Source organism: Rhizobium sp. NLR10b, assembly GCF_019685435.1.
Lineage (GTDB): Bacteria > Pseudomonadota > Alphaproteobacteria > Rhizobiales > Rhizobiaceae > Rhizobium.
On record NZ_JABDWV010000007.1, the window covers coordinates 212536 to 227650 of the forward strand.

Here is a 15115-nt window from a genome sequence, read left to right on the forward strand (position 1 = left end):
TTGAAACAAATCCAGAACAGACACTATATGTTCCATATGTGTTCCGCAAGTAGCTAAATTTCCGTAAAACTTCGGGCCAACTCGTCGAGATTTTTAATTTCATTCGACGGGATTGGCGCACATCGCTTGCATTCGGGGAGGGGCTGTCGCACATCTTTGCCCCTTTCAGGAGGATATCATGAACGCGCATTCCGCCAAGTCGCATCCGCTGGATCACGTCGTGCTGCCGGTGGTCAATATCGATCTGGCGCGTGAGAGGCTCGGCAAGCTCGGTTTCACCGTCGCCGCCGATGGGCGCCATCCCTTCGGAACGGAGAATGCCTGCGTCTTTTTCGCCGACAAGACCTATCTGGAGCCGCTTGGCGTGGCGAGCGTCGAGGAGAGCGAGGCAGCGGCCCGCCACGGCAATGTCTTCATCGCCCGCAATCGCGCCTTCCGCTTCCGCTGCGGCGAGGAGGGATTGTCTGCGCTGGCCTTCCTCAGCGAGGATGCCGGCCTCGATCATAAGCGCTTTGTCAGCAACGGCGCGAGCGCCGGCGAGATGTTGCAATTCAGCCGGCCGATGCGGATGCCGGATGGTTCGGAGACCGTCGGCAGCTTCAAGCTGGCCTTTGCAGCTGATCTGCGCGCACCCGATTTCTTTCTCTTTACCTGCCAGCGCATCAATTCCTTCCCGACAGATCGCGCCGCGCTGGAGACGCATGCCAATGGCGTGATCGGCATTGCCGAGATCGCGCTTTGTGCGCCGGACCCGGCGGCATTCGCCGCCTTCGTCGGACTTGCGATAGGGCAGGCGGCGGCGGAGAAAACCGGTTTCGGCGTGAATATCGCGGCATCAAATGCGAAGATCAGCCTGATGACGCCCGAAGGGCTGGAGGCCTATTTCGAGCTTGCCGTCTCATCCGCCGATCGTGGTCTGCGCGGCCGGGTAATCCTCTTCACCGTCGCCGATCTTGCCGTGACAGAAGCGCATTTGGGTGCTAACGGGATCACATTCACGCGCAAGAACAATCGCATTCTGGTGAAGTCTACGCCCGGGCAGGGTGCGCTCTTCGCCTTCGAGGAAACACGATGAGCACCGACACGAATTCCGAAGTCAGGATCGGCGAAGGCGAAGGTCAGGTCACCTTTTCCAATACCGCCCGCCTGTCGCTGATTGCCGGCCCCTGTCAGATGGAGAGCCGGGACCACGCCTTCATGGTCGCCGGCACGCTGAAGGAGCTTTGCGCAAAGCTTGGCATGGGTCTTGTCTACAAAAGCTCCTTCGACAAGGCCAACCGCACCTCGCTCTCGGCCGAGCGCGGCATCGGCCTGGAAAAGGGCATGGAGGTCTTTGCCGACCTCAAGAAGGAATTCGGCTTTCCGGTCATAACCGACGTCCATACGGCCGAGCAATGCGCCGAGGTGGCCAAGGTGGTCGATGTCCTGCAGATCCCGGCCTTCCTCTGCCGTCAGACCGACCTACTGATCGCCGCCGCAAGGACCGGCCGTGCCGTCAATGTCAAGAAGGGCCAGTTCCTCGCCCCCTGGGACATGAAGAACGTCCTGAAGAAGCTCAACGCCAGCGGCAATCCGAATGTGCTCTTGTGCGAGCGTGGCGCTTCCTTCGGCTACAATACGCTGGTCTCCGACATGCGCTCGCTGCCGATTATGGCGGCGATGGGCGCTCCCGTCATCTTCGACGCGACGCATTCCGTCGCTCAGCCGGGCGGGCAGGGCGATTCCTCCGGCGGCCAGCGCGAGTTCGTGGAAACGCTGGCGCGCGCGGCAGTGGCGACGGGAATTGCCGGCGTCTTCCTCGAAACCCATCAGGACCCCGACAACGCGCCGTCCGATGGCCCGAATATGGTTTATCTCAAGGACATGCCGCGACTGCTCGAGAAGCTGCTTGCCTTCGATGCGATCGCCAAGTCCTGACGTTCAACAAGCTGACATGTTCGTGGTTTAGGCCACGACGGAATGCTGGTTCGGAGGCCGGAAATTGCGGCATTGTAATTTGCACGCCTTCGATTATGACAGGCTTCGAACGACTTATCACCCACCGAGCAGGAAGAACCCATGACTGCAATCACCGATATCATCGCCCGCGAGATCCTCGATAGCCGTGGCAACCCCACCGTCGAAGTCGACGTCTATCTCGAAGACGGCAGCATGGGCCGCGCGGCCGTTCCCTCGGGCGCCTCGACGGGCGCGCATGAGGCGGTTGAGCTGCGCGACGGCGGCAAGCGCTATCTCGGCAAGGGCGTCGAAAAGGCGGTCGAGGCCGCCAACACCGAGATCTTCGACGCGATCGGCGGCATCGACGCCGAAAACCAGATTCAGATCGACAACATCATGATCGAGCTCGACGGCACGCCGAACAAGTCGCGCCTCGGCGCCAACGCCATCCTCGGCGTCTCGCTCGCCGTCGCCAAGGCTGCCGCCCAGGCATCCGGCCTGCCGCTTTACCGCTACGTCGGCGGCGCTTCCGCCAGCCTCCTGCCGGTGCCGATGATGAACATCATCAACGGCGGCGCCCATGCCGACAATCCGATCGACTTCCAGGAATTCATGATCCTGCCGGTCGGCGCCGATTCGATCGCCGACGCCGTGCGTATGGGGTCGGAAGTCTTCCATACGCTTCGAAAGGAGCTTGCCGCGCAGGGCCACAACACCAATGTCGGTGACGAAGGCGGCTTCGCCCCCGGCCTGAAGAGCGCGCCCGAAGCCCTGGATTTCATCATGAAGTCGATCGAGAAAGCCGGCTACAAGCCGGGCGACGACATGTGCCTCGGCCTCGACTGCGCCTCGACGGAATTCTTCAAGGACGGCAAGTATGTTCTCGAAGGGGAAGGCCGTACGCTCGAATCGGGCGCCATGGCCGAATATCTCGCCGAGCTCGCCGGCAAATACCCGATCATCTCGATCGAGGACGGCATGGCCGAAGACGACTGGGACGGCTGGAAGGCGCTGACCGATCTGATCGGCAAGAAGACCCAGCTCGTCGGCGACGATCTCTTCGTCACCAACTCCGCCCGCCTTCGCGACGGCATCCGCATGGGCGTCGCCAACTCGATCCTCGTCAAGGTCAACCAGATCGGCTCGCTGACGGAAACCCTCGACGCCGTCAACACGGCGCATAAGGCGGCCTATACCGCGGTCATGTCGCACCGCTCCGGCGAAACCGAAGATTCGACCATCGCCGATCTTGCCGTTGCCACCAACTGCGGCCAGATCAAGACCGGTTCGCTGTCGCGTTCCGACCGTCTCGCCAAGTACAATCAGCTGATCCGCATCGAGGAAGGCCTCGGCCCCCAGGCCCAGTATGCCGGCCGCTCGATCATCAAAGGCTGATCGTTCCGATTTTCAACGGCTCGACCCGCGCCTCCCGGCGCGGGTTTTTTCGTGCGCGCTTTCTACGGTCAATGAACGGTTAATCTCTGCGCGTTATGCTGAGCGAATTGGTAATGCGTTCAAGAGCATGCGTGTATGTGGACAAAGCATCATAAGAAGAGAAAGCTCGGCCGCTTCGTCATTCCGGCCATGACGGTCGCCTTCCTTTCCTATTTCGGTTATCATTGCATCCATGGCGATTATGGCCTGCGGGCGACGGAGACGTTCGAGCGTCAGCGCGTCGCGCGCGAAAGGGAGCTTGCCGTCCTTAAGGCGAAGCGCGAACATCTGGAAAGCCAGGTCGCGCTGCTGAGTGATGGCTCGCTCGACAAGGATATGTTGGACGAAAAGGCGCGATATCAGCTGAATATGTCGCGCGCGGACGAGATCGTCATTTTCAACCATTATTCCAATTAACCGAAATCGGGTTAATTGGAATTCCAGATTTGTTTTCAATCATTTAGCGCCGAATACGAGCCATGCAATTATGGCATTGCTGTGGTCATATTTCTTCCCTATGGTACGCGCCACCGAGAAACGACAAACCCATAGGGAGGGTTGAATGGCGCCGCGAAAGACCGCGACCGTTTCCAGCCGCAAAACTGCAGCAAAACCAGCAGCCAAAGCATCGAATGGAGGCCCGGTAGCCGACTTCGATCGGGATGAGGAACTCAAGGCCTATCGCGAGATGCTACTGATCCGCCGCTTCGAGGAGAAGGCCGGTCAGCTTTACGGCATGGGCTTCATCGGCGGCTTTTGTCATCTCTATATCGGTCAGGAAGCCGTCGTTGTCGGCATGCAGATGGCACAGAAGGAAGGCGATCAGGTCATCACCGCCTATCGCGACCACGGCCATATGCTGGCAACCGGCATGGAGGCGCGCGGCGTCATGGCGGAGCTGACCGGGCGCCGCAGCGGCTATTCCCACGGGAAGGGCGGCTCGATGCACATGTTCTCGAAAGAGAAGCATTTCTACGGCGGTCACGGCATCGTCGGCGCCCAGGTTTCGCTCGGAACGGGGCTTGCTTTTGCAAACCACTACCGCGGCAACGGCAATGTCGCCATCGCCTATTTTGGCGACGGCGCTGCCAACCAGGGCCAGGTCTACGAGAGCTTCAACATGGCGGCGCTCTGGAAGCTGCCGATCGTCTATATCGTCGAAAACAACCGTTACGCCATGGGCACCTCGACCGCCCGTGCCACCGCCCAGTCGAACTATTCGCTGCGCGGCTCCGGTTTCGGCATTCCCGGCATTCAGGTCGACGGCATGGACGTTCGCGCCGTCAAGGCGGCGGCCGACGAGGCGCTAGAACATTGCCGCTCCGGCAAGGGGCCGATCATTCTCGAAATGCTGACCTATCGTTATCGCGGCCACTCCATGTCCGATCCGGCGAAATATCGCACGAAGGAAGAAGTGCAGAAGATGCGCTCCGAGCAGGACCCAATCGAGCAGGTGAAGGCGCGCCTCATTGAAAAGGGCTGGGCTTCCGAAGACGATCTGAAGGCGATCGACAAGGATGTCCGCGACATCGTCGCCGACAGCGCCGACTTCGCCCAGGCCGATCCGGAGCCGGATGCATCCGAGCTCTACACCGACATTCTGCTTTAATCGGGGAGGGAACCCATGCCTATCGATATCCTCATGCCCGCCCTCTCTCCGACCATGGAAGAAGGCACGCTGTCCAAATGGCTGAAGCAGGAAGGTGACAAGGTCACTTCAGGCGACGTCATTGCCGAAATCGAGACCGACAAGGCGACGATGGAAGTCGAAGCCGTTGACGAAGGCATCATCGGCAAGCTGCTGGTCGACGCCGGCACCGAAGGCGTCAAGGTCAACACCAAAATTGCCGTGCTGCTGCAGGACGGCGAATCCGCTTCGGATATTTCCGCCAAGCCGGCCGCCGCCGCTCCGCAGGTGGCCCAGGAAGAAAAGCCGACCAACACCGGTTCGGCCTCAGCGCCGCTTCCGGCCGAGCCGAAGGCTGTCGTTCCGAATGACCCGGAGATTCCAGCTGGCACCGAAATGGTGTCAATGACCGTGCGTGAAGCGCTGCGCGACGCCATGGCCGAAGAAATGCGCGCCAGCGACGACGTCTTCGTCATGGGCGAGGAAGTCGCCGAATATCAGGGCGCCTACAAGGTCACGCAGGGCCTGCTGCAGGAATTCGGCCCCCGCCGCGTCATCGATACGCCGATCACCGAGCACGGCTTTGCCGGAGTCGGCGTCGGTGCCGCCATGGCCGGCCTTCGCCCGATCGTCGAATTCATGACCTTCAACTTCGCCATGCAGGCGATCGACCATATCATCAACTCGGCCGCCAAGACGCTGTATATGTCTGGCGGCCAGATGGGCGCTCCGATCGTCTTCCGCGGCCCGAACGGTGCCGCCGCACGCGTCGGCGCCCAGCACAGCCAGGACTATGCCGCCTGGTACAGCGCCATCCCCGGCCTGAAAGTCGTCATGCCCTACACGGCATCCGACGCCAAGGGCCTGCTGAAGGCGGCAATCCGCGACCCGAACCCGATCATCTTCCTCGAAAACGAAATTCTCTACGGCCAGCACTTCGACGTGCCGAAGCTCGATAATTTCGTGCTGCCGATCGGCAAAGCGCGCATCCATCGCCCGGGCAAGGACGTCACGGTCGTGTCCTTCGGCATCGGCATGACTTATGCGACGAAGGCGGCCGCCGAGCTCGAACAGCTCGGCATCGACGTTGAACTGATCGATCTTCGCACCATCCGCCCGATGGATCTGCCGACCGTTATCGAATCGGTAAAGAAAACCGGCCGCCTCGTCACCGTCGAGGAGGGTTATCCGCAATCATCCGTCGGCACCGAAATAGCCACCCGCGTCATGCAGCAGGCCTTCGACTATCTCGATGCGCCAATCCTGACGATCGCCGGTAAGGACGTGCCGATGCCTTACGCCGCCAATCTCGAAAAGCTGGCCCTTCCGAATGTCGGCGAAGTCGTCGATGCGGTGAAGGCCGTTTGCTACAAATAAGGGGAGGGTATTTCGATGCCGATCAATATCACGATGCCCGCCCTCTCTCCGACCATGGAAGAAGGCAATCTTTCCAAGTGGCTGGTCAAGGAAGGCGACACGGTCAGGTCTGGCGATGTCATCGCCGAGATCGAGACCGACAAGGCGACGATGGAAGTCGAAGCCGTCGATGAAGGCACGGTTGCCAAGCTGGTCGTTCCGGCCGGCACCGAAGGCGTCAAGGTCAACGCGCTGATTGCGGTTCTCGCCGCTGACGGTGAGGATGTCGCCGCCGCCGCAAGCGGTGCCGGCTCCGCCGCGCCGGCCAAGGCTGAAGCCCCACCCGCTCCGAAGGCAGAGGCTGCACCGGCGAAGGCTGAGTCCGCTCCGGCTGCCGCCGCTGCACCGGCATCGGTTTCGGCAGGCGGTAACCGCACCTTCTCTTCGCCGCTCGCCCGCCGTCTCGCCAAGGAAGCCGGTATCGATCTTTCCGCTGTCGCAGGCTCCGGCCCGCATGGCCGCGTCATCAAGAGCGATGTCGAAGCCGCCGTTGCCGGCGGTGGCGCCAAGGCTGCGCCGGCTCCGGCCGCTGCTGCTTCCGCTCCGGAGGCCGCTCCGGCCCCGGCCGCTGCAGCGCCGAAGGGCGCTTCCGAGGAAGCCGTGCTCAAGCTCTTCGAACCGGGTTCTTATGAGCTCGTGCCGCATGACGGCATGCGCAAGACGATCGCCCGGCGCCTGGTCGAATCCAAGCAGACGATCCCGCATTTCTACGTCAGCGTCGATTGCGAGCTCGATGCTCTGATGGCGCTGCGCGCTCAGCTGAACGATGCGGCCCCGCGCAAGGACAATGCCCCGGCCTACAAGCTCTCGGTCAACGACATGGTCATCAAGGCCATGGCGCTGGCGCTGCGCGATGTTCCGGATGCAAACGTCTCCTGGACCGACAGCAACATGGTCAAGCACAAGCACGCCGATGTCGGCGTCGCCGTCTCGATTCCCGGCGGCCTGATCACGCCGATCATCCGCAAGGCCGAGCAGAAGACGCTGTCCGTCATCTCTAACGAGATGCGCGATCTCGGCAAGCGGGCCAAGGACCGCAAGCTGAAGCCCGAGGAATACCAGGGCGGCACCAGCTCGGTCTCGAATATGGGCATGATGGGCGTCAAGAACTTCGCAGCCGTCGTCAACCCGCCGCACGCGACGATCCTCGCGGTCGGCGCCGGCGAGCAGCGGGTCGTCGTCAAGAACGGCGAAATGGCGATCGCCACGGTCATGAGCGTTACGCTGTCGACCGACCATCGCTGCGTCGACGGTGCGCTCGGTGCCGAGCTGCTCCAGGCCTTCAAGGGCTACATCGAAAATCCGATGGGCATGCTTGTCTGATAGCGAAGCGGAGGCGGAAATGACCAAGACCGTTCTTTGCTATGGCGACTCGCTGACCTGGGGTTATGACGCCGAGACGATCGGCCGTCATGAGTACAAGAATCGCTGGCCGAGCGTGCTTCAGGCAGCGCTCGGCAGCGAGGCGCGCGTCATCGCCGAAGGCCTGAACGGTCGCACGACCGCTTTCGACGATCACCTCGCCGATTGCGACCGCAACGGTGCGCGGGTTCTGCCGACGATCCTGCAGACACATGCGCCGCTCGATCTCGTCATCCTGCTGCTCGGCACCAACGACATGAAGCCGGTTGTTGCCGGTTCGGCCTTCGCCGCATGCCAAGGCATCAGCCGCCTCGTGCGGCTGATCCGCAATCATGCCTGGCCCTTCGAATTCGACGGGCCGGAGATCCTGATCGTGGCGCCGCCGGCGATCTGCGCGACGGGCAATGTGCCTTTCGCCGCCTCCTTTCCCGGCGGCATCGAGGAATCTGCCAAGCTCGCGACACTCTACCGTGACCTTGCCGACGAACTCGGCTGCGGCTTTTTCGACGGCAACTCCGTCGCCAAGACCACGCCGATCGACGGCATTCATCTCGATGCGGAGAACACGCGTGCGCTCGGGCGCGGCCTGGAATCGATCGTGCGGATGATGCTGGGGATCTGAGGATATGACCGCCTTCATCGCCCTGCGGCAGGCCTCACGGCGCGATGCCTCGGAGCTGGCGATCCTGGCGGATATCGCATCGCATGGGTTTGCCTCCTGGCTCTGGTTTGCCGATGTGGCGAATGGCGTCAGCGACACGCCGTTAGAGCGGGGGCGGCTGAAAATGAGTGAGGAGCAGGCTGTCGGCGGCTGGCGGGATGCTGTGATCGCCGAGGCTTATGGCGAGGTCGCCGGTGTGGCGATCGGCCATGCGCTCGATGAAGGCATAGGCGATATCGAGGCGACGATCCCGGCGACAGAGCCGATGCTCGCCTTGCAGAAGACGGTGGTGGGAAGCTGGTTCATCGGCAGTCTCGGCGTCTATCGCCATCTGCGCGGCATCGGCATCGGGCGCAGGCTGCTGGACGATCAGATCGAAAGGGCGGATTACCGCCCGGTCAGTCTCATCACCGCAAGTGATAACGAGGCGGCTCTGTCGCTTTATGGAAGAAACGGATTTCTGGAGGCTGCGCGTGCCGATGCCGTGCCGCTCTTCAAAAACAGCAAGAGACACGCGTGGGTGCTCATGACCCGCAGCGCAGCGTAACAAAAGGGCAGGAAACACATGGCTGAATCCTACGACGTCATCATCATTGGCTCCGGTCCGGGCGGCTATGTCGCCGCCATCCGCGCCAGCCAGCTCGGCCTCAAGACCGCGATCGTCGAGCGCGAGCATATGGGCGGCATCTGCCTGAACTGGGGCTGCATTCCGACAAAGGCGTTGCTGCGTTCGGCCGAGGTGCTCGATCATGCCAATCACTTCAAGGATTTCGGCCTCGTTCTCGAAGGCACGGTCAAGCCGGACGCCAAGGCCGTCGTCGGCCGCTCGCGCGCCGTTTCCGCCCGTCTGAATGCCGGCGTCGGCTTCCTGATGAAGAAGAACAAGATCGACATCATCTGGGGCGAAGCGAAGTTGACGAAGCCCGGCGAGATCGTCGTCGGCAAGTCGTCGAAGCCTGTTGTCGAGCCGCAGCACCCGCTGCCGAAGAACGTCAAGGGCGAGGGCACCTATACCGCCAAGCACATCATCATCGCGACCGGCGCCCGCCCGCGCGCGCTGCCCGGCATCGAGCCGGATGGCAAGCTGATCTGGACCTATTTCGAAGCGCTGAAGCCGGACGCGCTGCCGAAGTCGCTGATCGTCATGGGCTCGGGTGCGATCGGCATTGAATTCGCCAGCTTCTACCGCTCGATGGGCGTCGACGTCACGGTCGTCGAAGTCATGCCGACCATCATGCCGGTCGAGGATGCCGAAATCACCGCCATCGCCCGCAAGCAGCTGGAAAAGCGCGGCCTCAAGATCTTCACCAGTGCCAAGGTGACCAAGGTCGAGAAGGGTGCGGGAAGCATCACGGCGCATGTCGAGACGTCGGACGGCAAGGTGCAGCAGATCACCGCGGACCGGATGATTTCGGCTGTCGGCGTTCAGGGCAACATCGAGAACCTCGGCCTCGAGGCACTCGGCATCAAGACCGACCGCGGCTGCGTCGTCGCCGACGGTTACGGCAAGACCAATGTCGCCGGCATCTATGCGATCGGCGACGTCGCCGGCCCGCCGATGCTGGCGCACAAGGCCGAGCATGAAGGCGTCGTCTGCGTCGAAAAGATCGCCGGGCTGCCGAATGTTCATCCCACAGACAAGGGCAAGGTTCCCGGCTGCACCTATTGCAACCCGCAGGTCGCTTCCGTCGGTTTCACCGAAGCCAAGGCCAAGGAACTGGGCCGCGACATTCGCGTCGGCCGCTTCTCCTTCGCGGCGAACGGCAAGGCGATCGCGCTCGGCGAAGACCAGGGCATGGTGAAGGTGATCTTCGACAAGAAGACCGGCGAGCTGCTCGGCGCCCACATGGTCGGCGCCGAAGTTACCGAGCTCATCCAGGGCTTCGTCGTCGCCATGAACCTCGAAACGACCGAGGAAGAGCTGATGCATACGATCTTCCCGCATCCCACGGTTTCGGAAACCATGAAGGAAGCGGTGCTCGATGCCTATGGCCGTGTGCTGAACGCTTGAGAATTTCGGGGCCGCCCTTTTTTGCCGGAGCGGGAAGTCGCTCCGGTCGGGTGGAAAAAGCGAAAGGAAATCATCATGTCTATGGAGACGCAGGCGTTGCTGGTGTTTTTGCTGATCGGTCTGGTTGCGGGCTTCCTGGCAAGTCTGGTCGTCGGTGGCGGCGGCCTGATCAGATGCCTGCTGAGCGGCATCATCGGCGCCTTCGTCGGCGGTTATCTGTTCAGCGCGCTCGGCATTTCGCTGGGCATTGAAAACGCGCTGGTCGTGCAGATCATCCACGCCACGGTCGGCGCCATCATCGTGGTGCTGGTCGCAAGGGCGGTCGCGTAGCGCAGTTTGAGGTCAGGACAGGCATGGAAGGCGTGGGCTGGATTTCGGCAATCATCATCGGCGGACTTGCAGGCTGGCTCGCCGGCAAGCTGATGGATGCCCGATACGGGATTTTCCTGAACATTGTGCTCGGCATCGTCGGCTCGGTCGTCGCCACCGCCATCCTCGCCCAGTTTCACGTTCAGCTGGCCGGCGGACGGCTCGGCTATTTCGTGACGGGTTTCCTCGGCGCCTGCCTGCTGATATTCCTTGCGCGACTGGTGCGGCGCTAGATCGCGACGCGCTATAGAGACTGTGCCGCATAGGGCGGCGGAAAGCTGAAACTGTAATGGTGACCATTCTCGACACGATCAATCCTGACGCCAAGCGCGTACGCCATCCGGAGAAGGCGCATCGGCCGGATACGGAAGTCATGCGCAAGCCGGACTGGATCCGCGTCAAGGCGCCGACCTCCAAGGGATATGCCGAGACCCGCGCTATCGTGAAGGAGCACAAGCTCGTCACCGTTTGCGAGGAGGCCGGCTGCCCGAATATCGGCGAGTGCTGGGACAAGAAGCACGCGACCTTCATGATCATGGGCGAGATCTGTACCCGCGCCTGCGCCTTCTGCAACGTCGCGACCGGCAAGCCGAACGCGCTCGACATGGCCGAGCCCGAGAACGTCGCCAAGGCCGTCAGGGAGATGGGCCTCAGCCACGTCGTCATCACCTCCGTCGACCGCGACGATCTCGAAGACGGCGGTGCCGAACATTTCGAAAAGGTGATCTGGGCGATCCGCGAGGCCTCGCCGGCAACGACGATCGAAATCCTCACGCCTGATTTTCTGAAGAAGCCGGGCGCCTTAGAGCGCGTCGTCGCCGCCAAGCCCGACGTCTTCAACCACAACATGGAAACGGTTGCCGGCAACTATCTGACGGTTCGCCCCGGCGCCCGTTATTTCCATTCCATCCGGCTCTTGCAGCGGGTGAAGGAACTCGATCCCGCCATGTTCACCAAGTCGGGCATCATGGTCGGCCTCGGCGAGGAGCGTAACGAAGTGCTGCAGCTGATGGACGACCTGCGCACCGCCGATGTCGACTTCCTGACGATCGGCCAGTACCTGCAGCCGACCCGCAAACACCACAAGGTCGAGAGCTTCGTCACCCCGGACGAGTTCAAATCCTACGAAACCGTCGCCTACAGCAAGGGCTTCCTGATGGTCGCCTCCAGCCCGCTGACCCGTTCTTCCCACCATGCCGGCGATGATTTTGCCCGGCTGAGAGCGGCGCGTGAGAAGAAGTTGTTGCTGGCGGCTGAGTAAGGTTTGGGTGCTGCCAAGCTCTCTCTCGTCATGCTCGGGCTTGTCCCGAGCATCTGCAACCGATCGATAGGGCAGCAGATCCTCGGCACAAGGCCGATGATGACGTCGAGTAGGATGGGGAGGTTAGGCAACAAACTGACTGCGGTGGATTTTGCCAAGGTTTTCTTTGGGCAGCCAATGAATATCATATCCGGATTGAAATCGACGCTGGCCGATGCCGATCGCATCCTGGTGATCGGTTGCCCTGGCAGCGGAAAGAGCACGCTTGCAAGGGGGCTCTCGCGAAAGCTCGATCTTCGCTACATTTCCATGGACCGCGACTTCTACTGGCTGCCGGGCTGGAGAAAGAGGCCGCGCGACGAGATTGACCGTCTTATCGCCGATGCCGTGACGGAAGAGCGCTGGATAATGGATGGAACCGGCCTCAATTCCTTCCATCTCCGGCTGCCGCGCGCCGAGGCCGTGATTTGGCTTCGTCCGTCAAGATATGCGTGTCTGTTTGGCGCCGTCTCAAGAACGTTTCGTTATTTTCGGCGTAACCGTCCCGAACTGCCGGCCGGCTGTCCTGAGCGCATCTCGCTGGATGCGCTTGCCTATATCTGGAATTTCGAGCGGGACGCCGTGCCACTGATCGAAGCCGCACTTCGGGATTATGTCGCCGGAAGCGCCGAACGCGGCCTTGGCAACCAGGTTCTTCAGCTAAAATCCCGCCGCCAGATGCGCGAACTCCTTGATCTTCTGGGCGCGCCCACTTAAGTGCCGCCTATGCCGCAGTTCGAAACGCACCGATCCGTACCGCATACGCCCGACCAGATGTTCGATCTCGTTGCCGATGTCGAGCGTTATCCCGAATTCCTGCCGCTCTGCGAAGCGCTTTCCGTCAGGAGCCGCAAGGAGCGCGACGGCAAGATCCTGCTCCTGGCCGACATGACGGTTGGTTATAAGGCGATCCGCGAGACCTTCACGACCCAGGTGTTGTTGAACCGAGCCGAACACGTCATCGAAGTCAAATATATCGATGGTCCGTTCAAATATCTGGAAAACCGGTGGCATTTCGCCGAGACCCCGGCCGGCGGCTGCACGATCAATTTTTTCATCGACTACGAGTTCAAGAGCCGCATTCTGGGCGCGCTGATGGGTTCGATGTTCGACCGCGCCTTCCGCATGTTCACCGAAGCCTTCGAGACAAGGGCGAACAGGATCTACGCCACGGTGTGACGGACGATCGCAGCCGCGTCAGTCGACGAGCAGCGAATGCACCATCTCCAGCGCCGTCTTGACCGTTTCCAGCCGCACCGCGCTGCGGCCGATATCGCCGTAAAGCATTTTTCGATGAATGAGTGCGCCGGTGCGCGATCTGGCGGCGAGATGCACGAGCCCGACCGGTTTTTCCGACGACCCGCCGCCGGGGCCGGCAATGCCCGTGACGGCGACGGCAATCGTGGCGCGCGAGTGGAAGAGGGCGCCATGCGCCATCTGCCGCGCGGTTTCCTCAGAGACCGCACCGAAACGAAGCAATGTTTGTTCCTGCACCCCGAGCAGCTCGACTTTGGCTGCATTCGTATAGGTGACGAATCCCCGGTCGACGACGGCGGATGAACCGGATATCTCCGTCAGTGCCCCGGCGATCAGCCCGCCGGTGCAGGATTCGGCGGTCGAGACCATCTGCCCCGACGCGGTGAAATCGCGGATGATCGCCTCAGCCGCCGAAATTATATCCGGGGGAAAAAGGCTCATCATTTCCTCCCGCGATAGACGACGGTCGCCGTGGCGATTGCCGCGATGCCTTCGCGCCGGCCGACGAAGCCGATCTTCTCGTTGGTCGTCGCCTTGACCGAGCAGCGTTCGAGATCGATGCCGAGATATTCCGACAGTCTTGCCCGCATGGCCTCGCGATACGGGCCGACCTTCGGCGCCTCGGCGATCAGCGAGACGTCGGCATTCATGATGGTGCCGCCGCGCTCGCGTACGATCCGGGCGGCATGCTCGATGAAGATCTTCGAGGCCGCGCCCTTCCATTGCGGGTCGGACGGCGGGAAGTGATCGCCGATATCGCCGGCGCCGCAGGTGGCGAGCAGGGCGTCGGTCAGCGCATGCAGCGCGACGTCGGCGTCGGAATGGCCTTTGAGCTTCTGATCATGCGGAATGAACACGCCGCAGAGCGTCACGCCATCGCCCGGCTCGAGCTGGTGCACGTCATAGCCGTTGCCGGTGCGCACGTCCGGAAGCAGCGAGGCCGAGAGTTTGTCGTCGGCCATAGCGATATCGCGCTTGACCGTCAGCTTGACGTTGTCGGGCGTGCCCGCGACGATCGTCACCGGAATGCCCGCCCATTCGGCGATCGAGGCGTCGTCGGTGAAATCGCTTCGCCCGCTGGCCGCCGCCTTCTCATGCGCGCCGAGGATGGTTTCGAAGGCGAAGGATTGCGGTGTCTGCGCCGCGTAGAGATGCTCGCGCGAGACCGTCGTCAGCACGGTGCCGGCGCTGTCGGCGCGTTTCAGCGTATCGGTGACCGGCATGGCCGGCAGCACCGCCTGCGCGCCGTCGCAGAGGCGCTCGGCAATGCGGCCGAGAAGCCCATGGTCGAAGAAGGGCCGCACCGCATCGTGGATCAGCACATGGCTGACATTCTTGTCCTTGAGATATCGAAGGCCGGCAAGCACGGATTGCTGTCTGGTCGCGCCGCCATGCACCGTTTCGATCGGTGTCGCCGAGACGACGTGGCAGAGCGCCGTCGCAAACAGCGCCTCGTCATCGGGATGAATGACGACGACGATCTCAGCTGCCGGCTCCCATGTCATGAAGTTTTCAAGCGTATGCGCGATAACCGGCTTGCCGCCGATCATGCGATATTGCTTGGGGCCTTCCGTGGAGGATCCGGCGCGCTCGCCGCGGCCGGCGGCGACGATGACAATCCCAGCCGATATTGGTTGCTTGGACGGCATTTGCAGCATAAATCCCCTATTATGCGGAATTGACCGGAGTGCTCTAACCCCTTGCTTTGGCCTTTTCCAGCATCTGCCCGAAAAATATCGA

At 61.9% G+C, this 15115-nt stretch carries 17 protein-coding genes; 15 read left to right on the forward strand and 2 right to left on the reverse strand.

The genetic code is table 11. From position 1 onward, the window contains the following. Positions 1–178: 178 nt before the first annotated feature. The 15 genes from HJB91_RS13780 to HJB91_RS13850 all read left to right on the forward strand — a co-directional run bounded on the left by HJB91_RS13780 (position 179) and on the right by HJB91_RS13850 (position 13297). Entirely contained in the window at positions 179–1075 is an 897-nt protein-coding gene (locus tag HJB91_RS13780; RefSeq protein ID WP_210631503.1) for a VOC family protein, read from the forward strand. Next, the gene (kdsA, locus tag HJB91_RS13785) at positions 1072–1917 is read left to right on the forward strand and encodes a 3-deoxy-8-phosphooctulonate synthase (RefSeq protein ID WP_221154988.1); all 846 of its coding nucleotides are present in this window, start codon (positions 1072–1074) and stop codon (positions 1915–1917) included. Before HJB91_RS13780 ends, kdsA begins: the two co-directional genes overlap by 4 nt. Before the next feature lie 141 nt (positions 1918–2058). Further along, entirely contained in the window at positions 2059–3333 is a 1275-nt protein-coding gene (gene eno, locus HJB91_RS13790; protein WP_210631501.1) for a phosphopyruvate hydratase, read from the forward strand. A 135-nt stretch (positions 3334–3468) separates the two neighbouring features. Further along, the gene (locus HJB91_RS13795; protein ID WP_064802306.1) at positions 3469–3789 is read left to right on the forward strand and encodes a septum formation initiator family protein; all 321 of its coding nucleotides are present in this window, start codon (positions 3469–3471) and stop codon (positions 3787–3789) included. Between the two features lie 145 nt (positions 3790–3934). After that, positions 3935–4981, forward strand: a complete 1047-nt coding sequence (pdhA, locus tag HJB91_RS13800) for a pyruvate dehydrogenase (acetyl-transferring) E1 component subunit alpha (RefSeq protein WP_011425209.1) — start codon at positions 3935–3937, stop codon at positions 4979–4981. A 15-nt stretch (positions 4982–4996) separates the two neighbouring features. Then, positions 4997–6376 carry a pyruvate dehydrogenase complex E1 component subunit beta gene (locus HJB91_RS13805; RefSeq protein ID WP_210631500.1) on the forward strand — a complete coding sequence of 460 codons (1380 nt, stop codon included), beginning with the start codon at positions 4997–4999 and terminating at the stop codon, positions 6374–6376. A 15-nt stretch (positions 6377–6391) separates the two neighbouring features. Then, entirely contained in the window at positions 6392–7738 is a 1347-nt protein-coding gene (locus HJB91_RS13810; RefSeq protein ID WP_221154989.1) for a pyruvate dehydrogenase complex dihydrolipoamide acetyltransferase, read from the forward strand. 19 nt (positions 7739–7757) lie between these two features. Beyond that, positions 7758–8399: an SGNH/GDSL hydrolase family protein gene (locus HJB91_RS13815; RefSeq protein WP_012483686.1), complete on the forward strand. Its 642-nt coding sequence runs from the start codon at positions 7758–7760 to the stop codon at positions 8397–8399. A 4-nt stretch (positions 8400–8403) separates the two neighbouring features. Beyond that, positions 8404–8985, forward strand: coding sequence for a GNAT family N-acetyltransferase (locus tag HJB91_RS13820; RefSeq protein WP_221154995.1), 582 nt, complete (start codon positions 8404–8406; stop codon positions 8983–8985). Between the two features lie 18 nt (positions 8986–9003). Next, positions 9004–10449 carry a dihydrolipoyl dehydrogenase gene (gene lpdA / locus HJB91_RS13825; protein ID WP_210631497.1) on the forward strand — a complete coding sequence of 482 codons (1446 nt, stop codon included), beginning with the start codon at positions 9004–9006 and terminating at the stop codon, positions 10447–10449. Positions 10450–10524: 75 nt separating this feature from the next. After that, the gene (locus HJB91_RS13830) at positions 10525–10779 is read left to right on the forward strand and encodes a GlsB/YeaQ/YmgE family stress response membrane protein (protein ID WP_011425215.1); all 255 of its coding nucleotides are present in this window, start codon (positions 10525–10527) and stop codon (positions 10777–10779) included. Between the two features lie 23 nt (positions 10780–10802). Further along, complete coding sequence (locus HJB91_RS13835; RefSeq protein WP_088683956.1) at positions 10803–11051, forward strand: GlsB/YeaQ/YmgE family stress response membrane protein; 249 nt, start codon at positions 10803–10805, stop codon at positions 11049–11051. 56 nt (positions 11052–11107) lie between these two features. After that, positions 11108–12079 carry a lipoyl synthase gene (lipA, locus tag HJB91_RS13840; RefSeq protein ID WP_221146565.1) on the forward strand — a complete coding sequence of 324 codons (972 nt, stop codon included), beginning with the start codon at positions 11108–11110 and terminating at the stop codon, positions 12077–12079. Between the two features lie 177 nt (positions 12080–12256). Continuing rightward, entirely contained in the window at positions 12257–12835 is a 579-nt protein-coding gene (locus HJB91_RS13845; protein WP_221154996.1) for an AAA family ATPase, read from the forward strand. A 9-nt stretch (positions 12836–12844) separates the two neighbouring features. Further along, complete coding sequence (locus HJB91_RS13850) at positions 12845–13297, forward strand: type II toxin-antitoxin system RatA family toxin (protein ID WP_210631494.1); 453 nt, start codon at positions 12845–12847, stop codon at positions 13295–13297. Positions 13298–13315: 18 nt separating this feature from the next. On the opposite strand, the gene HJB91_RS13855 is transcribed toward HJB91_RS13850, so the two are convergent. Both HJB91_RS13855 and HJB91_RS13860 read right to left on the reverse strand, forming a co-directional pair. Next, positions 13316–13819, reverse strand: a complete 504-nt coding sequence (locus HJB91_RS13855; protein WP_221154997.1) for a CinA family protein — start codon at positions 13817–13819, stop codon at positions 13316–13318. Then, positions 13816–15033 (reverse strand): bifunctional 2-C-methyl-D-erythritol 4-phosphate cytidylyltransferase/2-C-methyl-D-erythritol 2,4-cyclodiphosphate synthase, encoded by a 1218-nt coding sequence (locus HJB91_RS13860; protein ID WP_210631492.1) that lies wholly within the window; start codon positions 15031–15033, stop codon positions 13816–13818. Before HJB91_RS13860 ends, HJB91_RS13855 begins: the two co-directional genes overlap by 4 nt. Positions 15034–15115 lie beyond the last annotated feature (82 nt).